The 16,482-nt window shown below is 72.5% G+C and carries 15 protein-coding genes; all 15 read left to right on the top strand.

The features are described 5' to 3' along the window. The first annotated feature begins 10 nt into the window (after positions 1-10). Genes aepX through NE235_RS04515 form a run of 15 tightly spaced genes read left to right on the top strand, consistent with a single transcriptional unit; the run spans position 11 to position 16,478 of the window. Complete coding sequence (aepX, locus tag NE235_RS04585; protein ID WP_252799663.1) at positions 11-952, top strand: phosphoenolpyruvate mutase; 942 nt, start codon at positions 11-13, stop codon at positions 950-952. After that, positions 949-1,479: an adenylyltransferase/cytidyltransferase family protein gene (locus tag NE235_RS04580; RefSeq protein ID WP_252799662.1), complete on the top strand. Its 531-nt coding sequence runs from the start codon at positions 949-951 to the stop codon at positions 1,477-1,479. Before aepX ends, NE235_RS04580 begins: the two co-directional genes overlap by 4 nt. Then, positions 1,469-2,749 carry a CMP-5'-phosphonoformate--3-phosphoglycerate phosphonoformyl transferase gene (locus NE235_RS04575; RefSeq protein ID WP_252799660.1) on the top strand — a complete coding sequence of 427 codons (1,281 nt, stop codon included), beginning with the start codon at positions 1,469-1,471 and terminating at the stop codon, positions 2,747-2,749. The genes NE235_RS04580 and NE235_RS04575 overlap by 11 nt, the downstream gene beginning before the upstream one ends. Further along, positions 2,746-3,933 carry an enolase-like domain-containing protein gene (locus NE235_RS04570; protein ID WP_252799658.1) on the top strand — a complete coding sequence of 396 codons (1,188 nt, stop codon included), beginning with the start codon at positions 2,746-2,748 and terminating at the stop codon, positions 3,931-3,933. The genes NE235_RS04575 and NE235_RS04570 overlap by 4 nt, the downstream gene beginning before the upstream one ends. Positions 3,934-3,968: 35 nt before the next feature. Then, positions 3,969-4,850, top strand: a complete 882-nt coding sequence (gene bcpA / locus NE235_RS04565) for a carboxyvinyl-carboxyphosphonate phosphorylmutase (protein WP_252799656.1) — start codon at positions 3,969-3,971, stop codon at positions 4,848-4,850. 6 nt (positions 4,851-4,856) lie between these two features. Continuing rightward, a complete protein-coding gene (locus tag NE235_RS04560; RefSeq protein WP_252799655.1) occupies positions 4,857-6,248 on the top strand; it encodes an aldehyde dehydrogenase family protein in 1,392 nt (463 codons plus the stop codon). A 14-nt stretch (positions 6,249-6,262) separates the two neighbouring features. Then, positions 6,263-7,510: an aminotransferase class I/II-fold pyridoxal phosphate-dependent enzyme gene (locus tag NE235_RS04555; RefSeq protein ID WP_252799652.1), complete on the top strand. Its 1,248-nt coding sequence runs from the start codon at positions 6,263-6,265 to the stop codon at positions 7,508-7,510. After that, complete coding sequence (locus NE235_RS04550; protein WP_252799650.1) at positions 7,507-8,937, top strand: aspartate aminotransferase family protein; 1,431 nt, start codon at positions 7,507-7,509, stop codon at positions 8,935-8,937. The genes NE235_RS04555 and NE235_RS04550 overlap by 4 nt, the downstream gene beginning before the upstream one ends. Next, complete coding sequence (locus NE235_RS04545; RefSeq protein WP_252799648.1) at positions 8,909-9,757, top strand: SDR family oxidoreductase; 849 nt, start codon at positions 8,909-8,911, stop codon at positions 9,755-9,757. The genes NE235_RS04550 and NE235_RS04545 overlap by 29 nt, the downstream gene beginning before the upstream one ends. Then, complete coding sequence (locus NE235_RS04540) at positions 9,744-10,835, top strand: amidohydrolase family protein (RefSeq protein WP_252799646.1); 1,092 nt, start codon at positions 9,744-9,746, stop codon at positions 10,833-10,835. Before NE235_RS04545 ends, NE235_RS04540 begins: the two co-directional genes overlap by 14 nt. Next, the gene (locus NE235_RS04535) at positions 10,832-11,200 is read left to right on the top strand and encodes a Rieske (2Fe-2S) protein (protein WP_252799644.1); all 369 of its coding nucleotides are present in this window, start codon (positions 10,832-10,834) and stop codon (positions 11,198-11,200) included. The genes NE235_RS04540 and NE235_RS04535 overlap by 4 nt, the downstream gene beginning before the upstream one ends. Positions 11,201-11,210: 10 nt before the next feature. Next, entirely contained in the window at positions 11,211-12,449 is a 1,239-nt protein-coding gene (gene fabF, locus NE235_RS04530) for a beta-ketoacyl-ACP synthase II (RefSeq protein ID WP_252799641.1), read from the top strand. An 8-nt stretch (positions 12,450-12,457) separates the two neighbouring features. Next, positions 12,458-13,150, top strand: a complete 693-nt coding sequence (locus NE235_RS04525) for a DedA family protein (RefSeq protein ID WP_252799639.1) — start codon at positions 12,458-12,460, stop codon at positions 13,148-13,150. A gap of 53 nt (positions 13,151-13,203) precedes the next feature. Continuing rightward, positions 13,204-14,619, top strand: coding sequence for an MFS transporter (locus NE235_RS04520; RefSeq protein ID WP_252799638.1), 1,416 nt, complete (start codon positions 13,204-13,206; stop codon positions 14,617-14,619). Next, positions 14,616-16,478 carry an AfsR/SARP family transcriptional regulator gene (locus NE235_RS04515; RefSeq protein ID WP_252799636.1) on the top strand — a complete coding sequence of 621 codons (1,863 nt, stop codon included), beginning with the start codon at positions 14,616-14,618 and terminating at the stop codon, positions 16,476-16,478. Before NE235_RS04520 ends, NE235_RS04515 begins: the two co-directional genes overlap by 4 nt. Positions 16,479-16,482 lie beyond the last annotated feature (4 nt).

Below are 16,482 nucleotides of genomic sequence, written 5' to 3'. Positions count from 1 at the left end.
TGGAGGAGAAATGGACGAAAGCCTTGCTGTGACCTCGCCCGGGCACGGACTACGGTCCCTGCTCACCGGCGCGGAGCCCTGCCAGATCATGGGCGTCTACAACGGTCTGAGCGCCCGCATCGCCACGGCGGCGGGATTCCCCGCGCTGTGGGCCTCGGGCCTGTGCATGTCCACCGCTCTGGGCGTGCGCGACAGCGACGAGGCGACCTGGTCGGAGCTGCTCGCCGTCGTCGAGACGATGACCGCGAACACTCCCGCCCCGGTCCTCGTGGACGCGGACACCGGGTACGGCAACTTCAACACCGCCAGGCGATTCTCCATCAAGGCCGAACGCGTCGGCGTGGCGGGGATCTGCATCGAGGACAAGATCTTCCCGAAGATGAACTCCTTCGTGGGCGACGATCACCGCCTGGCGCCGGTCGGGGAGTTCTGCGGCAAGATCGCCGCCTGCAAGGACGCGCAGAACGACGACGGCTTCGTGGTCGTCGCACGGGTCGAGGCGCTGATCGCCGGCCGGTCCGTGGCCGAGGCGCTGGACCGGGCCGATCGCTACCGGGAGGCCGGGGCGGACGCCATCTTCATCCACTCGCGGCAGTCGACGGTGGAGCAGATCGCGGACTTCGCCCGCCAGTGGGGCGGCCGGGCGCCCCTCGTCATCGCGCCGACCACGTACTACGCCACGTCGCTGGAGGAGTTCGGCCGGCTCGGGATCAACGGGGTGATCTGGGCCAACCAGACCCTGCGCGCCGAGGTGGCCGCGGTGCGCGACGCGTGCTCCCGGATCCTGCAGAGCGGCGGGGTGGCGGCCATCGAGGCCGAGATCACGCCGCTCAAGGAGATCTTCGCCCTCATGCGGTACGAGGAACTGGAGGCCGAGGAACTGCGCTACGCCGACGTCGGCGCGCATCTCGCGGCGCGACCGGTGCCCGCCTCGGCCGGTGACGCCCTGTGAGGGCGGACGTCGGAGTGATCCACGGGCGGTTCCAGCCGCTCCACAACGGTCACCTCGAGTACCTCCTCGCGGGTGCGAATCGCTGCGAGCGGCTGGTCGTCGGCATCACGAACCCGGATCCGGCCCTGACCGCGTACGAGGAGACCGACCCGGCGCGCGGCCTGCCGGACGCCAATCCCTGGACCTACTACGAGCGGTACCTCATGGTCGAGGCCGCGCTCACCGGAGCCGGCGTGCCGTACGAACGGCTGGCCATCGTGCCCTTCCCGCACGGTCACCCGGACCGGCTGCGGTACTACGCGCCGGCCGACGCGACGTACTTCCTGACGGTCTACGACGCCTGGGGAGAGGAGAAGGTCCGCCGCTTCACCGAACTGGGCCTGCGGACCGAGGTGATGTGGCGGCGTACCGACAAGCCGGTCAGCGGGACACGCGTCCGCGAGGCGATCAGGTCCGGCGGCGACTGGGCGTCGCTCGTGCCGGCTCCGGTGGCCGAGGTCATCAAGGCGTGCGGCCATGACCGCTAGGCGGATCTTCATGGTCGCCCTGTGCGGCGGAGGCGACCGGCCGATCGCCGCGCTCGGCGGGCGCACGCCGTTCGAGGCCGCGCCCACACCGAACCTCGACGCCATGACGGCCGAGGGGGTCTCCGGGCTCATCACCGTGATCCGGCCGGACATCCCCCCGGAGTCGGACTCCGGGGCGATGGCGCTGCTCGGCTACGACCCGCTCCGGCACTACACCGGGCGCGGGCCTCTCGAAGGCCTGGGCATGGGCTTCTGGGAGCCGGACGGCTGGTCCACGGCGTTCCGCATCAACTTCGCCTCGTGGAACCCCGAGAACGGCCGGCTCGACCGCCGTACGTCCCGGGACCTGCGCGACGACGAACTCGCCACCCTGGTCGAGGAGGTCGCGGACGGCGTGCGGCTGGATCCGGAGGTGCGGATGCGCATCACCGGCTTCGGCCGGCACCGGGGCATCATGAGCCTGACCAGCAGGACGCTGCGGCTGTCCGGCCGGGTGAGCAACACCGACCCCGGGTTCCGGGGAGTGGCGGGCTTCGGCGTCCCGGTCGCGGACCCGGCGTCCACCCCGCTGCCCTGCGAACCGCTGGAGGACACGGAGGAGGCGGCCCGGACCGCCCGTCTCGTCAACGAGTTCGTGGCGCAGAGCGCCGAGATCCTGCAGCGCAGCGACGTCAACCGCCGCCGGCGCCGGGCGGGGCGGCTGCCCGCGAACCTGATCCTGGTCCGGGACGGCGGCGACTCGCTGCCGAGCATGGCGGCGTTCCGGGAGCGCACCGGCCGCAGCCTGTCGATGTACGGCCAGGTGCCGGCGGAGCGGGGTCTCGCGGGGCTCATCGGCGCGTCCTTCACGGTCGCCAAGGCGGCCACCGGCCAGCCCGACCCGGACTTCTTCGCCGAACTGCTGCCCGCGCTCCTCGACGACCCCGCCGACGTGATCTTCGTGCACCTCAAGGGCCCGGACGAGCCCGGTCACGACGGCCGCCCGGCGGACAAGGTGCGGGCCGTCACGGACATCGACGCGGCCTTCGTCGGGCCGCTGCGCGACGCCGTCGGCGCCGACGACGTGGTGGTGGTGACCTGCGACCACGCGACGCCGTGCGAGCTCGGCATCCACGCGCCCGACCGGGTGCCGCTCGTGGTGGCGGGCGGCGGCGTGAAACCGGACGGGGTCGGCGAGTTCGGCGAGCGGTCCTGCGCCGCGGGCGGCCTGCCGCTGGACCGGGCCGCGGACCTGCTGCCCTGGCTGATCGACGCGTCAGGGGGGCGGTGAGCGTGCGCGTCACCCAGGTCGCCCTGCGGGGCATCCTCGACTCACGGGCCCGCCGTACGGTCGAGGCCGAGCTCACGGTCGACTGCCGGCACACGGGGCGCGGCTCGGCCGCCCGGGCGATCGCGCCGGGCCGGCGGGAACGCCGGCGCGGCGCCGAGCGGCGGCTCGGCCGGCTCACCGAGACCGAGCAGGCGCTGATCCCGCTCCTGTGCGGCCGCGACTTCGACGGCCAGCGTGACTTCGACGAATCCCTGACCGGGATCGACGACCGGCTGGACCTCGGCGCCGACCTGACGCTGTCGCTGTCGCTGGCCTGGGCGCGGGCGTGCGGCTCGCGCTGGTCCCGGCCGCTGCACCAGATCGTCGCGGACCTGGCGGGGACGACGCCCGCCCTGCCGCGCCCGCTGGTCAACGTCTTCTCCGGCGGCATCCACCTGCCGGGGCCGCCGGACACCTTCCAGCAGATAATGATCATCCCTGACCGCGGGACGCCGGCCGCCGACATCGAACTCGCGTGCGCGGTCTACGACCGGCTCGCGGAGGCGGTCGGCGGCGAGGCCGGGCTGTCGGCGTCAAGCGGCCTCGTGACCCGTGGCCGTACGACCGCATGGCAGCTGGAACAGGCGCGAACCGCCTGCGACGCGGTCGCCCCGGACATCGCGCTCGGGGTGGACGTCGCCGCCGAGCACCTCGCCGGCGACGGCGGCTACCGCTTCGAGGGAGCCGTCCTGTCCGCCGGTGAACTGGGCGACAGACTGCTCGGCCTCGCCGCCGACTTCGGGATCGGCTACATCGAGGACCCGTTCGACCCCGCCGACGAGGCCGCCTGGCAAGGGTTCCGGCCGCCCACCGCCCTCGTCGTCGGCGACGACCTGTTCGCCACCACCCCCGGCCGCGTACGCCCGGGTCTCGCCGGCGGCATCCTCCTCAAACCCACCCAGGCCGGAACGCTGACCGGAACCGTCGAGGCGGCCCGGGCCGCCCGCGCGGCGGGTCTGCAACTCGCCGTCTCGCATCGTTCGGGCGAGACGGAGGACACCGCGATGTGCGACCTCGCGGTCGGCGTCGGCGCCCAACTGATCAAGGTGGGCGGTCCGCGCCGCGGCGACCGGCTCGCCAAGTACAACCAGCTGCTCCGGCTCGCGGAGTCGGTGGACGCGGACCGTCACGCCTCATTCGCCTGAGCATTCGCCTGAATCGAGCCCGCAGGAGGGACACCATGACCAAGGCCGCCCGATTCCGCCAGATGATGAACGCGCCGGAGATCCTCGTCGTGCCCAGCGCGTACGACGCCCTCAGCGCCAAGGTGATCCAGCAGACCGGCTTCAGCGCCCTGCACATGACCGGCTCCGGCACCTCCGCGAGCCTGCTGGGCTACCCCGACCTCGGCTTCACCACGACGTCGGAGATGGCCACCCACGCCAAGAACCTGGTCCTCGCCGTCGACGTGCCGGTGATCATGGACGCGGACGCCGGATACGGCAACGCCATGTCGACCTGGCGGGCGATCCGGGAGTTCGAACGGGCCGGCATCGTGGGCTGTCACCTGGAGGACCAGATGGTCCCCAAGCGCTGCGGCCATCTGGAGGGCAAGCGCCTGATCAGCACGGACGAGATGGTCGGCAAGATCGAGGCGGCGGTGGACGCCCGTGAGGACCCGGACTTCGTCATCATCGCCCGCACCGACGCCCGCGAGGCGCTCGGCATGGACGAGGCGATCCGGCGGGCCAACGCGTACGTCGCCGCGGGCGCGGACTGCATCTTCGTCGAGGCGCCGCTGTCGCGCGACGAGCTGAAACGCGTCCGTGACGAGGTCGACGCGCCGCTGCTGGCCAACATGGTCGAGGGCGGGAAGACACCGTGGCTCACGACCACGGAGCTCGAGGAGCTCGGCTACAACCTGGTGATCTACCCCCTCTCCGGATGGATGGCCGCCGCGTCGGTCCTGCGCAAGCTGTTCGCCGAACTGCGGGACACCGGCACCACGCAGGGCTTCTGGGACCGCCTCGACCTGCGGATGACGTTCGCGGAGCTGTTCGAGGTCTTCGAGTACGGCCGGCTGTCGGAGCTGGAGAAGCGTTTCGTCCGGGACGAGGGCTGACCCGGAATGTTCCTCGACGGGGAGCTCAGGCCGGCGGCCGAGACGCTGGCGGTGACGGATCCGTTCACCGGCGAGGTGGTCGGCCGGGTGCCGTCCGACGGGGCCGCGGAGGTGGGGGAGGCGGTCGCGTCCGTGGCCGCCGCCCGGCGTCCGCTGCCGGCCCGGCGGCGGGCGCGCATCCTCGCCGCCGCGGCCTCCGCGCTGCTGGCCCGGGCGGAGGAGTTCGCCGAGCTGATCACCTCCGAGTCCGGGGTCTGCCGCCGGGAGACCGGCCGGGAGGTGGAGCGGGCGGCGGCCAACCTGCGGGTCGCCGCCGAGGAGGCCGAGCGGATCCGCGGGGAGAGCATCCCGGTGCCGGGCCACGACCGTCTCGCCGTGGTCGTCCCGGAGCCGGTGGGCGTGGTGGCGGGCATAACGCCCTTCAACCGCCCGCTCAACCAGGTCGTGGTGAAGGCGGCGCCGGCCATCGCGGCGGGATGCGGGTTCGTGCTGAAACCCTCCGAGAAGACCCCGCTGACCGCGCTGGCCTTCGCCGCGTTGCTCATCGAGGCCGGACTGCCGGCGGACCTGCTCGCCGTCGTCACCGGGCCGCCGGCCGTCGTCGGGCCCGCGCTCGCGGGCCATCCGGCGGTCGACATGGTCACCTTCACGGGCGGTGTCACGGCGGGACGCGCGGTCGCCGCCGCGGCCGCCGGCCGGAGACTGCTGCTGGAGCTCGGCGGCAACGATCCGCTCATCGTCCTGCGCGACGCCGACCTCGCCCGGGCGGCCGACCTCGCGGCGACCGGTGCGTTCGCCACCGCCGGGCAGTCCTGCCGCGGCGTGAAACGGATCATCGTCGCGGAGGAGGTGGCGGACGCCTTCGTCCCGCTCCTGGTCAAGGCCGCGGCGGGCAGGCGCCACGGCGACCCCCGCGATCCGCGGACCGACCTCGGCCCGCTGATCAGCGTCGCGGCCGCCCGCCGCGTCGAGGAGCGGATCGAGGGCGCGGTCGCGGCGGGAGCCGAACTGCGCCACGGCGGCCACCGCGACGGCGCGCTCATGGAACCGACGGTGCTGGACCGGGTGCCGCCCGACGCCGAACTCGTCACCGAGGAGACGTTCGGCCCCGTCGCGCCCGTGATCCGGGTGGCGGGCCCCGATGAGGCCGTCGACGTGGCGAACGGCACCGCGTACGGGCTGCAGGCCGGCGTCGTCACCGACAGCGCGCCGGACTTCCTGCGGATCGCGGACCGGCTGCGCGTCGGCGCCGTCAACCTCGACGCCGGTCCGCAGTTCGACTCGCCGCACATCCCGTTCGGCGGGGTGAAGTCCAGCGGGGTGGGCCGGGAGGGGATCCGGTACGCGATCGCCGAGATGACCGTAGCCAAGACGATCACCATGCCCTACGGGGGCTGAGGAGAGAACGAGCGATGGACCTTTTTCAGAAGCTCACGAAGGGGGCGAGTACCCCGCTGGCCGAGCTGTCCCACGCGGCGCACGGCATCGCGGCGTACCCCCGGCTGACCGGCCCCATCGGCCGCCGGATGGCGTGGCAGGGCAAGGAGATGCTGGTCTGGAGCATCAACAACTACCTCGGTCTGGCCGACCATCCCGAGGTGCGGGCGGCCGACGCGGAGTTCGCCGACCGCTACGGCCTCGCCACGCCGATGGGCGCGCGCATGATGTCCGGCGAGACCGATGAGCTGGAGGCGCTGGAGAGCGAACTGGCCGCGTACGCGCGCAAGCCCGCGGCGTTGTTCTTCAACTTCGGCTACCAGGGGATGTTCTCCCTCATCGACGCCCTGGTCGACCGGCACGACTGGATCGTCTACGACGGGGAGTCGCACGCCTGCATCATCGACGGCGTCCGGCTGCACCGCGGCCCGAAGAAGGCGTTCCCGCACAACGACATCGGCCGGCTGGAGTCGATCCTCGCGAGGATCGAACGGGAGCGGCACCCCGACGACGCGGTGCTCGTCATCTCCGAGGGCGTGTTCGGGATGTCGGGGGCCCAGGGGCGGCTGCGGGACATCGTCGCCCTGAAGGAGAGGTACGACTTCCGGCTCCTCGTCGACGACGCCCACGGGTTCGGGGTGCTGGGGCCCGACGGCGGCGGCACGGGCGAGGAGCAGGGCGTCCAGGACGGCATCGACCTGTACTTCGGGACCTTCGCCAAGGCGGGCGCCAGCATCGGCGCGTTCGTCGCCGGCGACGCGGACGTGCTGTGGCGCCTGCGGTACACGATGCGTTCGCAGATCTTCGCCAAGGGGCTGCCCTGGCCGATCGTGGCGGGCAACCGGGTCCGGCTCAGGCTGATGCGAACCCGCCCCGAGCTGCGGCAGAAGTGCTTCGCGGTGTCGGACGCGCTGAAGAAGGCGCTGATCGCGGCCGACCTGAACATCGGGCCGTCGGCGGCACCGGTCACGCCGGTGTTCTTCGACTCCTCCGGCCTCGACCTCATCAAGGGCGTGGAGTACCTGCGGGTGCTCCGGGAGAAGTACGGCGTCTTCTGCTCGGGCGTCATCTATCCGGTCGTACCGGCGGGCGTCGCCCAGTTGCGGCTGATCCCGACGGCGGCGCACGAGGTCGAGGACGTCGAGCCGACGGTTCAGGCGCTCCTGGGCGCGGCCGAGGAGGTGATCGGGCGCACGTTCGAGCCGGCGTCCGTCACGTCATGATGGCCGGGGCCGCCCTCACGTCGCTGGGCAGCATGTCGGCGCTGGAGATCCTCGAACGCGGACGGGCGCTCGCCGACCGGCCCCTGCGGACGATCGCGCCCGAGCGTATGGAGCGGGAACGCGAGATCTTCCGGCGGCGCACGCGCCGTTCCGCGGAACTGCACGCGAAGGCCGGCGGGCTGCTCGCCGGCGGCAACGAGCACGTCGATCCGCTCTCCTCGCCGTACCCGCTGTTCCTCGACCACGGTGACGGCAGCGAGGTCGTCGACGTCGACGGCAACACCTACGTCGACTGCATCCTGGCCGGCGGCGCCATCCTCCTCGGCCACAACGACCGGGAACTGACCGCGGCCATCCGTGACCTGCTCGCCACCCGCACCGGCTTCCACGGGCACCTGGACGAGTACGAGGTGCTGGCGGCCGACCGCATCTGCCGGACCTTCCCGGCCGCCGAATCCGTGCGCTTCACCGCCTCGGGCGCCGAGGCGAACCTGGCGGCGGCCCGGATCGCGCGGGCGTACACCGGGCGGAAGAAGATCGTGAAGTTCCGCGGCCACTATCACGGCTGGGGCGACCAGTTCATGGTCGACCTGGAGGTGCCGGGCTCCGGAGCGTTCATGGCGGGCGGCGTGCCGGAGGAGCACTACGCCGACACGGTGCTGGTGCACCCGCACCGCATCGACGAGCTCGCCGACGTGCTCGCGGCGGGCGACGTGGCGGCGGTGATCAGTGAGCCGCTGGGCGGGGAGTCCGGGCTGGTGCCGTTCCCCGACGACTTCCACCGGCAGGCGAGCATGCTCGCGCGGGAGCACGGCGCGCTGTACGTCTTCGACGAGGTCGTGAGCGGAACCCGGGCCGGGGTCGGGGGAGCGCAGGCGCGGCTGGGCGTCACCCCGGACCTGTTCACCCTCGGCAAGGGGCTGATGAACGGCTACCCCGGCTGCGGGGCGGTGGCCGGACGCGCGGAGATCATGAACACCGCGGTGATCGGCCTGCCGTCGGGCGGCCCGTTCGCCTACCTGGGCGGCACGATGTCGGGCAACACCCTGTCGATGGCGGCCTGCCTCCACACCCTCGGCGCGATCACCCGGCCGGGCGCGCTCTCCGCCGCGATCGGGGTCGCCTCCGACCTGGTCACCCGCCTGAACGAGCTGTTCGACGCCTCGGACACCGGGTTCTTCGCCTACCACTTCGGCACGATCGTCAAGATCGAGATGACGGCTCCGCACGTGCTCGACGCCGGCCGACCCGAGAACGTCGAGCCCATCATCCAGCGCCGGGCGGTCCTGGCCGACTACATGGTGCCCGTCTCGAACGGCGGCGTGCTGTCCCGGATGGGACGCGACATGGTCTCGCTCGCCCACAGCGCCACCGACAACGAGAAGGTGGTGAACGCGTATGCCAGGCTCATCGAGTTCCTCGGGTGACCGCCGGATCCTGGTGACCGGCGCCTCCAGCGGGATCGGCCGCGCGGTGGCCCGGCGGTTCGCCCGGGAGGGCTGGACGGTCCTCGGCACCTCCCGGCACCCCGAGACGCTGCGCGACCCCCTGCCCGGCGTCACCTACCTGCGGCTCGACCAGTCGGACCTGGCGAGCATCCACGAGTGCGCCAAGGCGGCCGAGGACGTCGACGTCCTGGTGAACAACGCCGGGGAGAGCCAGGGCGGCCCGATCGAGCACCTCGACCCGGCCGCGATCGAACGCCTCTTCCAGGTCGACGTGTTCGGCCCGCTGGAGCTCACCCGCCGTCTGCTGCCGCGCATGCGCGACCGCGGCCACGGCCACGTCGTCTTCGTCGGCTCGCTGATGGCCGACTTCCCGGTGCCGTTCCAGGGCGGGTACGCCGCGGCCAAGACCGCCCTGCGCGCCTTCGCCACGGCGCTGCGCGCGGAGGTCGCGCCCTTCGGCGTCCGCGTCTCGGTGCTGCAGCCGGGCTACTACCGCTCGGAGATCAACGATCGGCGGGAGTGGCACACCGCCCCGGACTCGCCGTACGAGGAACGCCTCGGACGGGTGATGGACGCGGTGGGCGCGGCGCACGCGGCCGCGGGCGACCCGGCGGAGGTCGCCGCGCGCGTGGCGCGGCTCGTGGCCTCCGGCCAGCCCCCGGCCGTCAGCTGCGTCGGGAGTCATGGCTCGGTCCTGCGGTTCGTCCGGCGGTTCGTGCCGGACCGCACCGCGGAACGCATGGTGGCCCACCGCTATGGGCTGGCAACGAAAAGGAGCGTTCGAATTGACCGTCACTGAACAGCCGGCCGCCGAGACGACCTCGACGACCGGGCCGGTGATCGACACCGACGTGCACGAGATGATCGGGGACATCAACTTCCTCGACTTCGTCGACGAACCCTGGAAGGGGCGGCTCCATCCGGACAACTGGATGGGGATCTCCATTCCCTACTCCTGGCCCACCACCGGAGGGCTGGCCCGGCCGGACGCCATTCCGGACAATGGCGAGCGCGCCGGCTCGGACTACAACCTGATGCGCGAGCAGCACCTCGACGCCTTCGACATCAGGTTCGCCATCCTCACCGGCCTGCTCTATCCGAGCGAGTTCAAGGTCCAGCCCGACTTCGCGGCGGGGATCGCCAAGGCGTACAACGACTGGGTCGCGCACGAGTGGCTGGCGAAGGATCCACGGTTCCTGGGATCGGTGCACATCGCCGCGCAAGAGCCCGAGGTGGCGGCCGCGGAGATCGACCGGATCGGCTCACACCCGCAGATGGTGCAGGTGATGCTCCCGGTGATCTCCCATGACACGTTCGGCCGCAAGTACTACCACCCCATCTACGAGGCCGCGGTGCGCAACGACCTCGCGGTCGCCTTCCACCAGGGCGCGACCATCGAGACGGCCGTGGGCCTGCCGCCCTTCTACATCGAATGGCACACCGGCATCTCGCAGGCGTGGCAGTCGCAGCTGATCAGCCTGGTGATCGGCGGCGTGTTCGAGAAGTTCCCCGACCTGAGGGTCGCGATGGTGGAGTCGAGCTGGACCTGGCTGCCCCACCTGATGTGGCGTTTCGACCACAATTTCCGCAGCCTCCGCCGTGAGGTGCCGTGGGTCAAGCGCCTGCCGAGTGAGTACATCCGGGACCAGGTGAAGTTCACGACCCAGCCGATGGAGATCGTGGAGAACCCGGACCACCTCTATCAGATGTTCGAGATGGTGGGGAACGACGAATTCCTGATGTTCTCCTCCGACTATCCGCACTGGGACTTCGACTCGCCGACACGGTCGTTGCCGCCGAGCTTCCCCGCCGACCTGCGGCGAAAGATCCTGTTCGACAACGCGGTGAAGTTCTACAAGCTGCAGGACCGGCTGTGACGGGGCGGCGCCGCCTCGTCGTCTGCCGGGCCGAGGAACTGCGGCCCGGCGGCACAAAGCTCCTGACGCCCGGCGGCAGGCGGCGGATCCTCGTCGCGCGGCTGTCCGACGACGAGTACACCGCCGTGACCGACTACTGCCCGCACCAGGGCGGGCCGCTGTCCGGCGGATCGATGGAGCGCATGTGGGTCGGCGACGACTACTACGAGCATCGCCAGGCGGAGGACCGATGGGTCCTGATCTGCCCGTACCACAACTTCGAGACCGATGCCCGGACCGGCTGTCCGGTGCTGCGGATCAATCGTTCCCGCGCCGCCACGTATCCCGTCGCGGTCGAGGACGGCGACGTCGTCGTCTACGTCTGAGGAGCAGCACATGATGGTCAGCGATCGCGTCGTCGTCACCGGCCTCGGCCCGGTCACCCCCATCGGGGTCGGCGCGGCGGACTTCCACGCCGCCCAGCTCAGCGGCGTGAGCGGCGTACGGCGGATCTCGCTGTTCGACGCGTCGCGGCTCGACGTGGACATCGCCGGCGAGGTGGACCTGCCCCCGGAACTGGCGCCCACGCCGCGGCAACTGCGCGCCGAGGACCGGTGCACGCACCTGGCCCTCGCCGCGGCGCGGCTGGCCGTTCAGGACAGCGGGCTGGACCTCACCGCCGAGGACCCCGACCGGGTGGGGGTCGCCCTGGGCACCGCCATCGGAGGTATCGACACCTGGGAGGAGAACGTCCGCATCAACGTGGAGCGGGGGCCGGGGCACATCCGGGCGCGGTTCATCCCGATGGCCATGGTGAACAGCGCCGCCGCGCGGCTGTCGATCGAGTTCGGGGCGCGCGGCCCCTCCCTGGCGCCGGTCGCCGCGTGCGCGTCCGGGGCGGAGGCCCTGGTGGCGGGCGCGCAGATGATCGAGTCCGGCGAGGCGGACGTCGTGATCGCCGGTGGCTCCGAGGCGCCCGTCGTCGAGACCATCGTCGGGGGGTTCACCCAGATGCGCGCGCTGTCCACACGGACGGAGGTCCCGGAACGCGCCAGCCGCCCGTTCGCCGCCGGCCGGGACGGCTTCGTCATCGCCGAGGGCGCCGCGGTGCTGATCCTGGAGTCGGCGGCGCACGCGGCCGCCCGGCAGGCACGCGTGTACGCCGAGTTCGCCGGGTTCGGCCGCGCCTCCGACGCGTTCCACGTCACGATGCCGCACAAGGAGGGCGCGGGAGCGCGGCGGGCCGTCGGGGCCGCGTTGCGCTCCGCGGGTCTCGCGCCGGAGGACGTCGCGTACGTCAACGCGCACGGCACCGGAACGCCCTTCAACGACCTGGCGGAGACGATGGCCCTGCGCGCCGCGCTCGGCACCGCCGCGGAGCGCGTCGCGGTCTCGGCGACCAAGTCGATGACCGGCCACGGGCTCGGCGCGGCCGGGGCGATCGAGGCGGTGGCCACCGTCCAGGCCATCGTGAACGGCGTGGTCCCGCCGACCGTGAACCTGGAGGAGCCCGACCCCGAGCTGGGCCTGGACCTCGTGCCCCTCAAACCGCGCGACATGGAGGTCCGCGCCGCCCTGTCGAACTCGTTCGCGTTCGGCGGCCACAACGTCGTGCTCGCCTTCCGGGCCTGGTGAGCGGGCCGATGCACGCGATCCTCGATCCGCCGACGCTGATCAGGACGTTCGGTGTGATCGGCGTCTTCCTCATCGTCTTCGCGGAGACCGGGCTGATGGCCGGGTTCTTCCTCCCCGGCGACTCGCTCCTGGTCGTCGCCGGGGTGGCGGCGTCGCCCGCCGCGACGCGGGCGTTCCACGGCCGGCTGTCGTTCACCGTGCTGCTGATCGGTACGCCGCTGTTCGCGATCCTCGGCGCCCAGACGGGGCATCTGATCGGGTCGGTGCTGGGGGAGCGGCTGCTGCGCCGGCCCGACTCGCGGTGGTTCCGGCGCTCACGCGTCGAGGCCGCCCGGCGGTACTTCGTCCGGTTGCGGCCGGGTCGCGCGGTGCTGCTCGCCCGGTTCATTCCCGTGGTCCGCACCTTCATCAACCCGGTGGCGGGCGTCCTGGAGATGCCCTCGATGAGGTTCCTGTGGTGGAACGTCATCGGCGGGGTCCTGTGGACGGACGGTCTTCTGGTGCTCGCCTACCTACTCGGCGACTCGCTCGCCGACAAGCTCGGGATCGTCTCCGTGGTCGTCATCGCCGTCGCGCTGTCACCTCTCTTCGCGGAGGCGGCGCGCGCCCGGCTCCGCCGCCGGCGGTCCCGCAAAGGAGGGTCGACCAGAGTTGATGATGCCAAGGACTACGCCGTAGTGACTGAGCATAATGGCGATTGATCCAGTGTCCCGACGGAAGCGATGCGACGGCAGGCATGAGCAACGAGATGGCAGTGAGTGAACTCCACGCCCGGAAGGCCGGGAACGCGCAGGTGCTCGGCGTCTGCGCCCTGGCGGCGATGGTCGCGTTCCTCGACGTCACCGTGGTCAACGTCGCCTTCCCCAGCATCGAGAAGACGTTCTCCGGCGCCCACGACTGGACCGTGTCCTGGGTGATGAGCAGCTACAACATCACCTTCTCGGCGCTGCTCGTACCGTCCGGCAAGTTCGCGGACCTCTTCGGCCACCGCCGCACCTTCCTGGTCGGCATGGCGCTGTTCACGGTGGCGTCGGCCGGCTGCGCCGCCTCCATCGACGTGTGGATGCTGATCGCCTTCCGGGCGCTGCAGGCGGTCGGCTCCGTCGCCGTCATCCCGGCGGGCGCCGCGCTGCTGCTCGACGAGTACCCGCCGGAGCGCCGGATGGAGGTGACGGGCATGCTCGGCGCCGCCTCGGCCGTCGCCGCGGCCTTCGGCCCGACGGTCGGCGCCGCCCTCATCGACGTCAGCGACTGGCGCGCGGCCTTCCTCGTCAACCTGCCCCTGGGCGTCATCACGGTGCTGTGGGGCATGCGCGTCCTGCGGGCCCGCTCCGGCGCGGGCGGCGACGCGGCACCCGACTGGAGCGGTGGGGTCGTCCTCATCGCCGGGCTCGCGGCGATCGTCTTCGGCCTGGTCCAGAGCGACACCTGGGGATGGGGGAACGGCGGCGTGATCGGCGGGATCGCCGTCGGAGCGGTCCTCGTCGTCGTCGCCGTGATCCGTTCGAGGCGTCATCCCGCCCCGGCGATCGAGCTGTCGCTCCTGCGGATCCGGGCCGTCTCGGTGGCCAATCTCGCGCTGGTCGTCTTCACCACGGCGATGTACGCGAAGATCCTCGTCGATGTCCTGTACATGACCGACGTGTGGCACTGGAACATCGTCTACATCGGCCTCGCACTCGCTCCCGGGCCCTTCGTCACGGCCGTGTGCGCACCCCTCACCACCCGGATCGCCGGCCGGTACGGACCGCGGACCCCCGCGACGGTGGGCGCGGTGGTCTACGGGATCGGATGTGCCTGGTTCGCGCTCCGGCCCGGTCTCACCCCGTCGTACTTCGCCGACTGGCTCCCCGGGTCCATCCTCACGGGCATCGGTAACGGCCTGGCCTTCCCGGTGCTCAGCGGCGCCGCGGTCGCCTCCCTGCCGCCCGGCAGGTTCGGCAGCGGGACCGCGCTGAACGCGGCGGCGCGCCAGCTCGGCGCCGTCCTGGGCGTCGCTCTCCTCACCGTCGTCGTCGGCGCGGGCACGATCGCCCGCCACTCCCTCCAGGACGGATTCTGGTTCACCGCGATTGTGAGCCTGGCCGCCGCCCCGATCGCCGCGGCGCTCGGGCGGCAGACGCCGCTCACGGTGGACGCGCCGCCCGAGGTACGGCCGAGCGAGCGGTGAGCGGCGCGGCCAGGGGCATGCGCTTCCGCGCGCTGGGCCCCCTCGAGATCGCGGAAGGCGGCGAGGACCGCACACCGTCCGCGCCGAAGCTGCGGTCCCTGCTCGCCCTGCTCCTGCTGCAGCGCGGCCAGGTCGTCCCGACCACCACGATCGTCGACGAGCTGTGGGGGGAGGCGCCGCCCCGCCGCGCGCTGCCGACGATCCAGACCTACGTCTCCACGCTCCGCAAGACGCTCGGCCCGGACCTGCTGCACACCCGGCAGGGCGGCTATCTCCTCACCGCGGACGGGGCCGACTGCGACCTCCGGGAGTTCGACCGGCTCGCCGGTGAGGGCCGCCGGTACCTCGACCAGGGTGACGCGGCCGCCGCGTCCCGTGCGCTCTCCGAGGCGCTTCTGCTGTGGCGGGGCGAGCCGTTCGCGAACGTGCCCGCGGGAGAGATCCTCGCCGCGCACGCGACCCGGCTCCAGGAGGAGCGGCTCGAGGTCGTCCGCCTGCGCCTGGCCGCCGACCTCAGCCTCGGCCGGCACCATCGGCTGGTCAGCGAGCTGAAGGAGCTGCTGTGCGCGCATCCACTGCACGAGGGCTTCCAGGGGCAGCTGATGACCGCGCTGCACCGCTGCGGGCGGCGGCTCGAGGCGCTGGAGATCTTCCAGAGGTTCCGCGAGACGCTGGTGGCCGAACTGGGCCTGGAGCCGTCCGCGGAGCTCCAGGCACTCCAACGGCGACTGCTCGCCGCCGACGAGGAGGAGACCTCCGCCCCGCCCCCGGCGCACCTGCCGCCCGACATCGCGGACTTCACCGGGCGCCGCGAACAGACGAGCGCGATCGAGCGGTGGCTCACCGCCCCGTCCGCCACGGCCACCCGCCTGGTGTCGATCCTCGGGATGGTCGGCATCGGCAAGACGACGCTCGCCGTCCACGCCGCCCACCGGCTGAAGTCCCGGTTCCCGGACGGGCAGCTGCTCGCCGACCTGCGCGGCAGCGGCCCGGACCCGGCCGATCCGGGGGAGGTCCTGGCCCGCCTGCTGCAGTCGCTCGGGACGCCCGCCGACCGGATCCCCCGGGACCTCGTCGAGCGGCGGGACCTCTTCCGCACGCGTACGGCCTCCAGCGCGCTGCTGCTGATCCTGGACGACGCCGCCGGGCCCGCGCAGGTCACCCCGCTGCTGCCGGGCGGCGACCGGTGCGGTGTCATCGTGACCAGCCGCGCGTCCTGGGTGGCCGCGGGCAGGACGCTGCTGCTGGAGCCGCCGCCGGCCGCGGAGTGCGTCGAACTGCTGAAGGGCATCGCCGGACGCGACCGCGTGGCGGCCGAGCCCGCGGCGGCACGTGACATCGCCCGCGCCTGCGGCGGCCTGCCCCTGGCGATCCGCGTCGCGGGCACCAGGCTCGCGTACAACCCGCGGCTCCCGTTGCGCAGGCTCGCCGAGAGGCTCGAGGATCCGCGGCAGTGCCTGGACGAGCTGCGCGTCGGCGACATCGACCTGCGCAGGGACCTCGCGGCCGTCTACCGTGACCTGCCGCCCGAGGACGAGGCCGTGCTGCGCGCGGCCGGCCGGATGCCGGCCGGCCGGTTCACGGCCGGCAGCCTCGCCGCCGTGCTGGGCGCCGACCGGCGGCACGTCGAGCTGAGCCTGGCCCGGCTCACCGAGTGTCACCTGCTGAGCTCCGGCTGGAACGAGGCGTTCCAGGGGCCGACGTACGCGCTGCCCGAACTGCTCAGGGTGCACGCGTGCCGGCCCGCGGATCCCGGACCGGCCGGCGCCCCGGCGCCGGCCGGCCGGCGCCTGGGCCGCCCCGCCCCCCGGTCACCGTGGGCGCCGACGCCCGTTCCGGCCAGGCCCCGCCCTCCTTAGGGCC

This window comes from Actinoallomurus spadix, assembly GCF_024055725.1.
Taxonomy (GTDB): Bacteria; Actinomycetota; Actinomycetes; order Streptosporangiales; family Streptosporangiaceae; genus Actinoallomurus; species Actinoallomurus spadix.
Note: the sequence above shows the minus strand (reverse complement) of the source record. Positions and strands in the feature narration are given on the sequence as shown.

What these genes read in the sequence shown, in the direction of transcription:
- aepX (WP_252799663.1), top strand. Translation starts at nt 11, where the DNA reads ATGGACGAAAGCCTTGCTGTGACCTCGCCCGGGCACGGACTACGGTCC.
- NE235_RS04575 (WP_252799660.1), top strand. Translation starts at nt 1,469, where the DNA reads ATGACCGCTAGGCGGATCTTCATGGTCGCCCTGTGCGGCGGAGGCGAC.
- bcpA (WP_252799656.1), top strand. Translation starts at nt 3,969, where the DNA reads ATGACCAAGGCCGCCCGATTCCGCCAGATGATGAACGCGCCGGAGATC.
- NE235_RS04560 (WP_252799655.1), top strand. Translation starts at nt 4,857, where the DNA reads ATGTTCCTCGACGGGGAGCTCAGGCCGGCGGCCGAGACGCTGGCGGTG.
- NE235_RS04555 (WP_252799652.1), top strand. Translation starts at nt 6,263, where the DNA reads ATGGACCTTTTTCAGAAGCTCACGAAGGGGGCGAGTACCCCGCTGGCC.
- NE235_RS04550 (WP_252799650.1), top strand. Translation starts at nt 7,507, where the DNA reads ATGATGGCCGGGGCCGCCCTCACGTCGCTGGGCAGCATGTCGGCGCTG.
- NE235_RS04545 (WP_252799648.1), top strand. Translation starts at nt 8,909, where the DNA reads ATGCCAGGCTCATCGAGTTCCTCGGGTGACCGCCGGATCCTGGTGACC.
- fabF (WP_252799641.1), top strand. Translation starts at nt 11,211, where the DNA reads ATGATGGTCAGCGATCGCGTCGTCGTCACCGGCCTCGGCCCGGTCACC.
- NE235_RS04525 (WP_252799639.1), top strand. Translation starts at nt 12,458, where the DNA reads ATGCACGCGATCCTCGATCCGCCGACGCTGATCAGGACGTTCGGTGTG.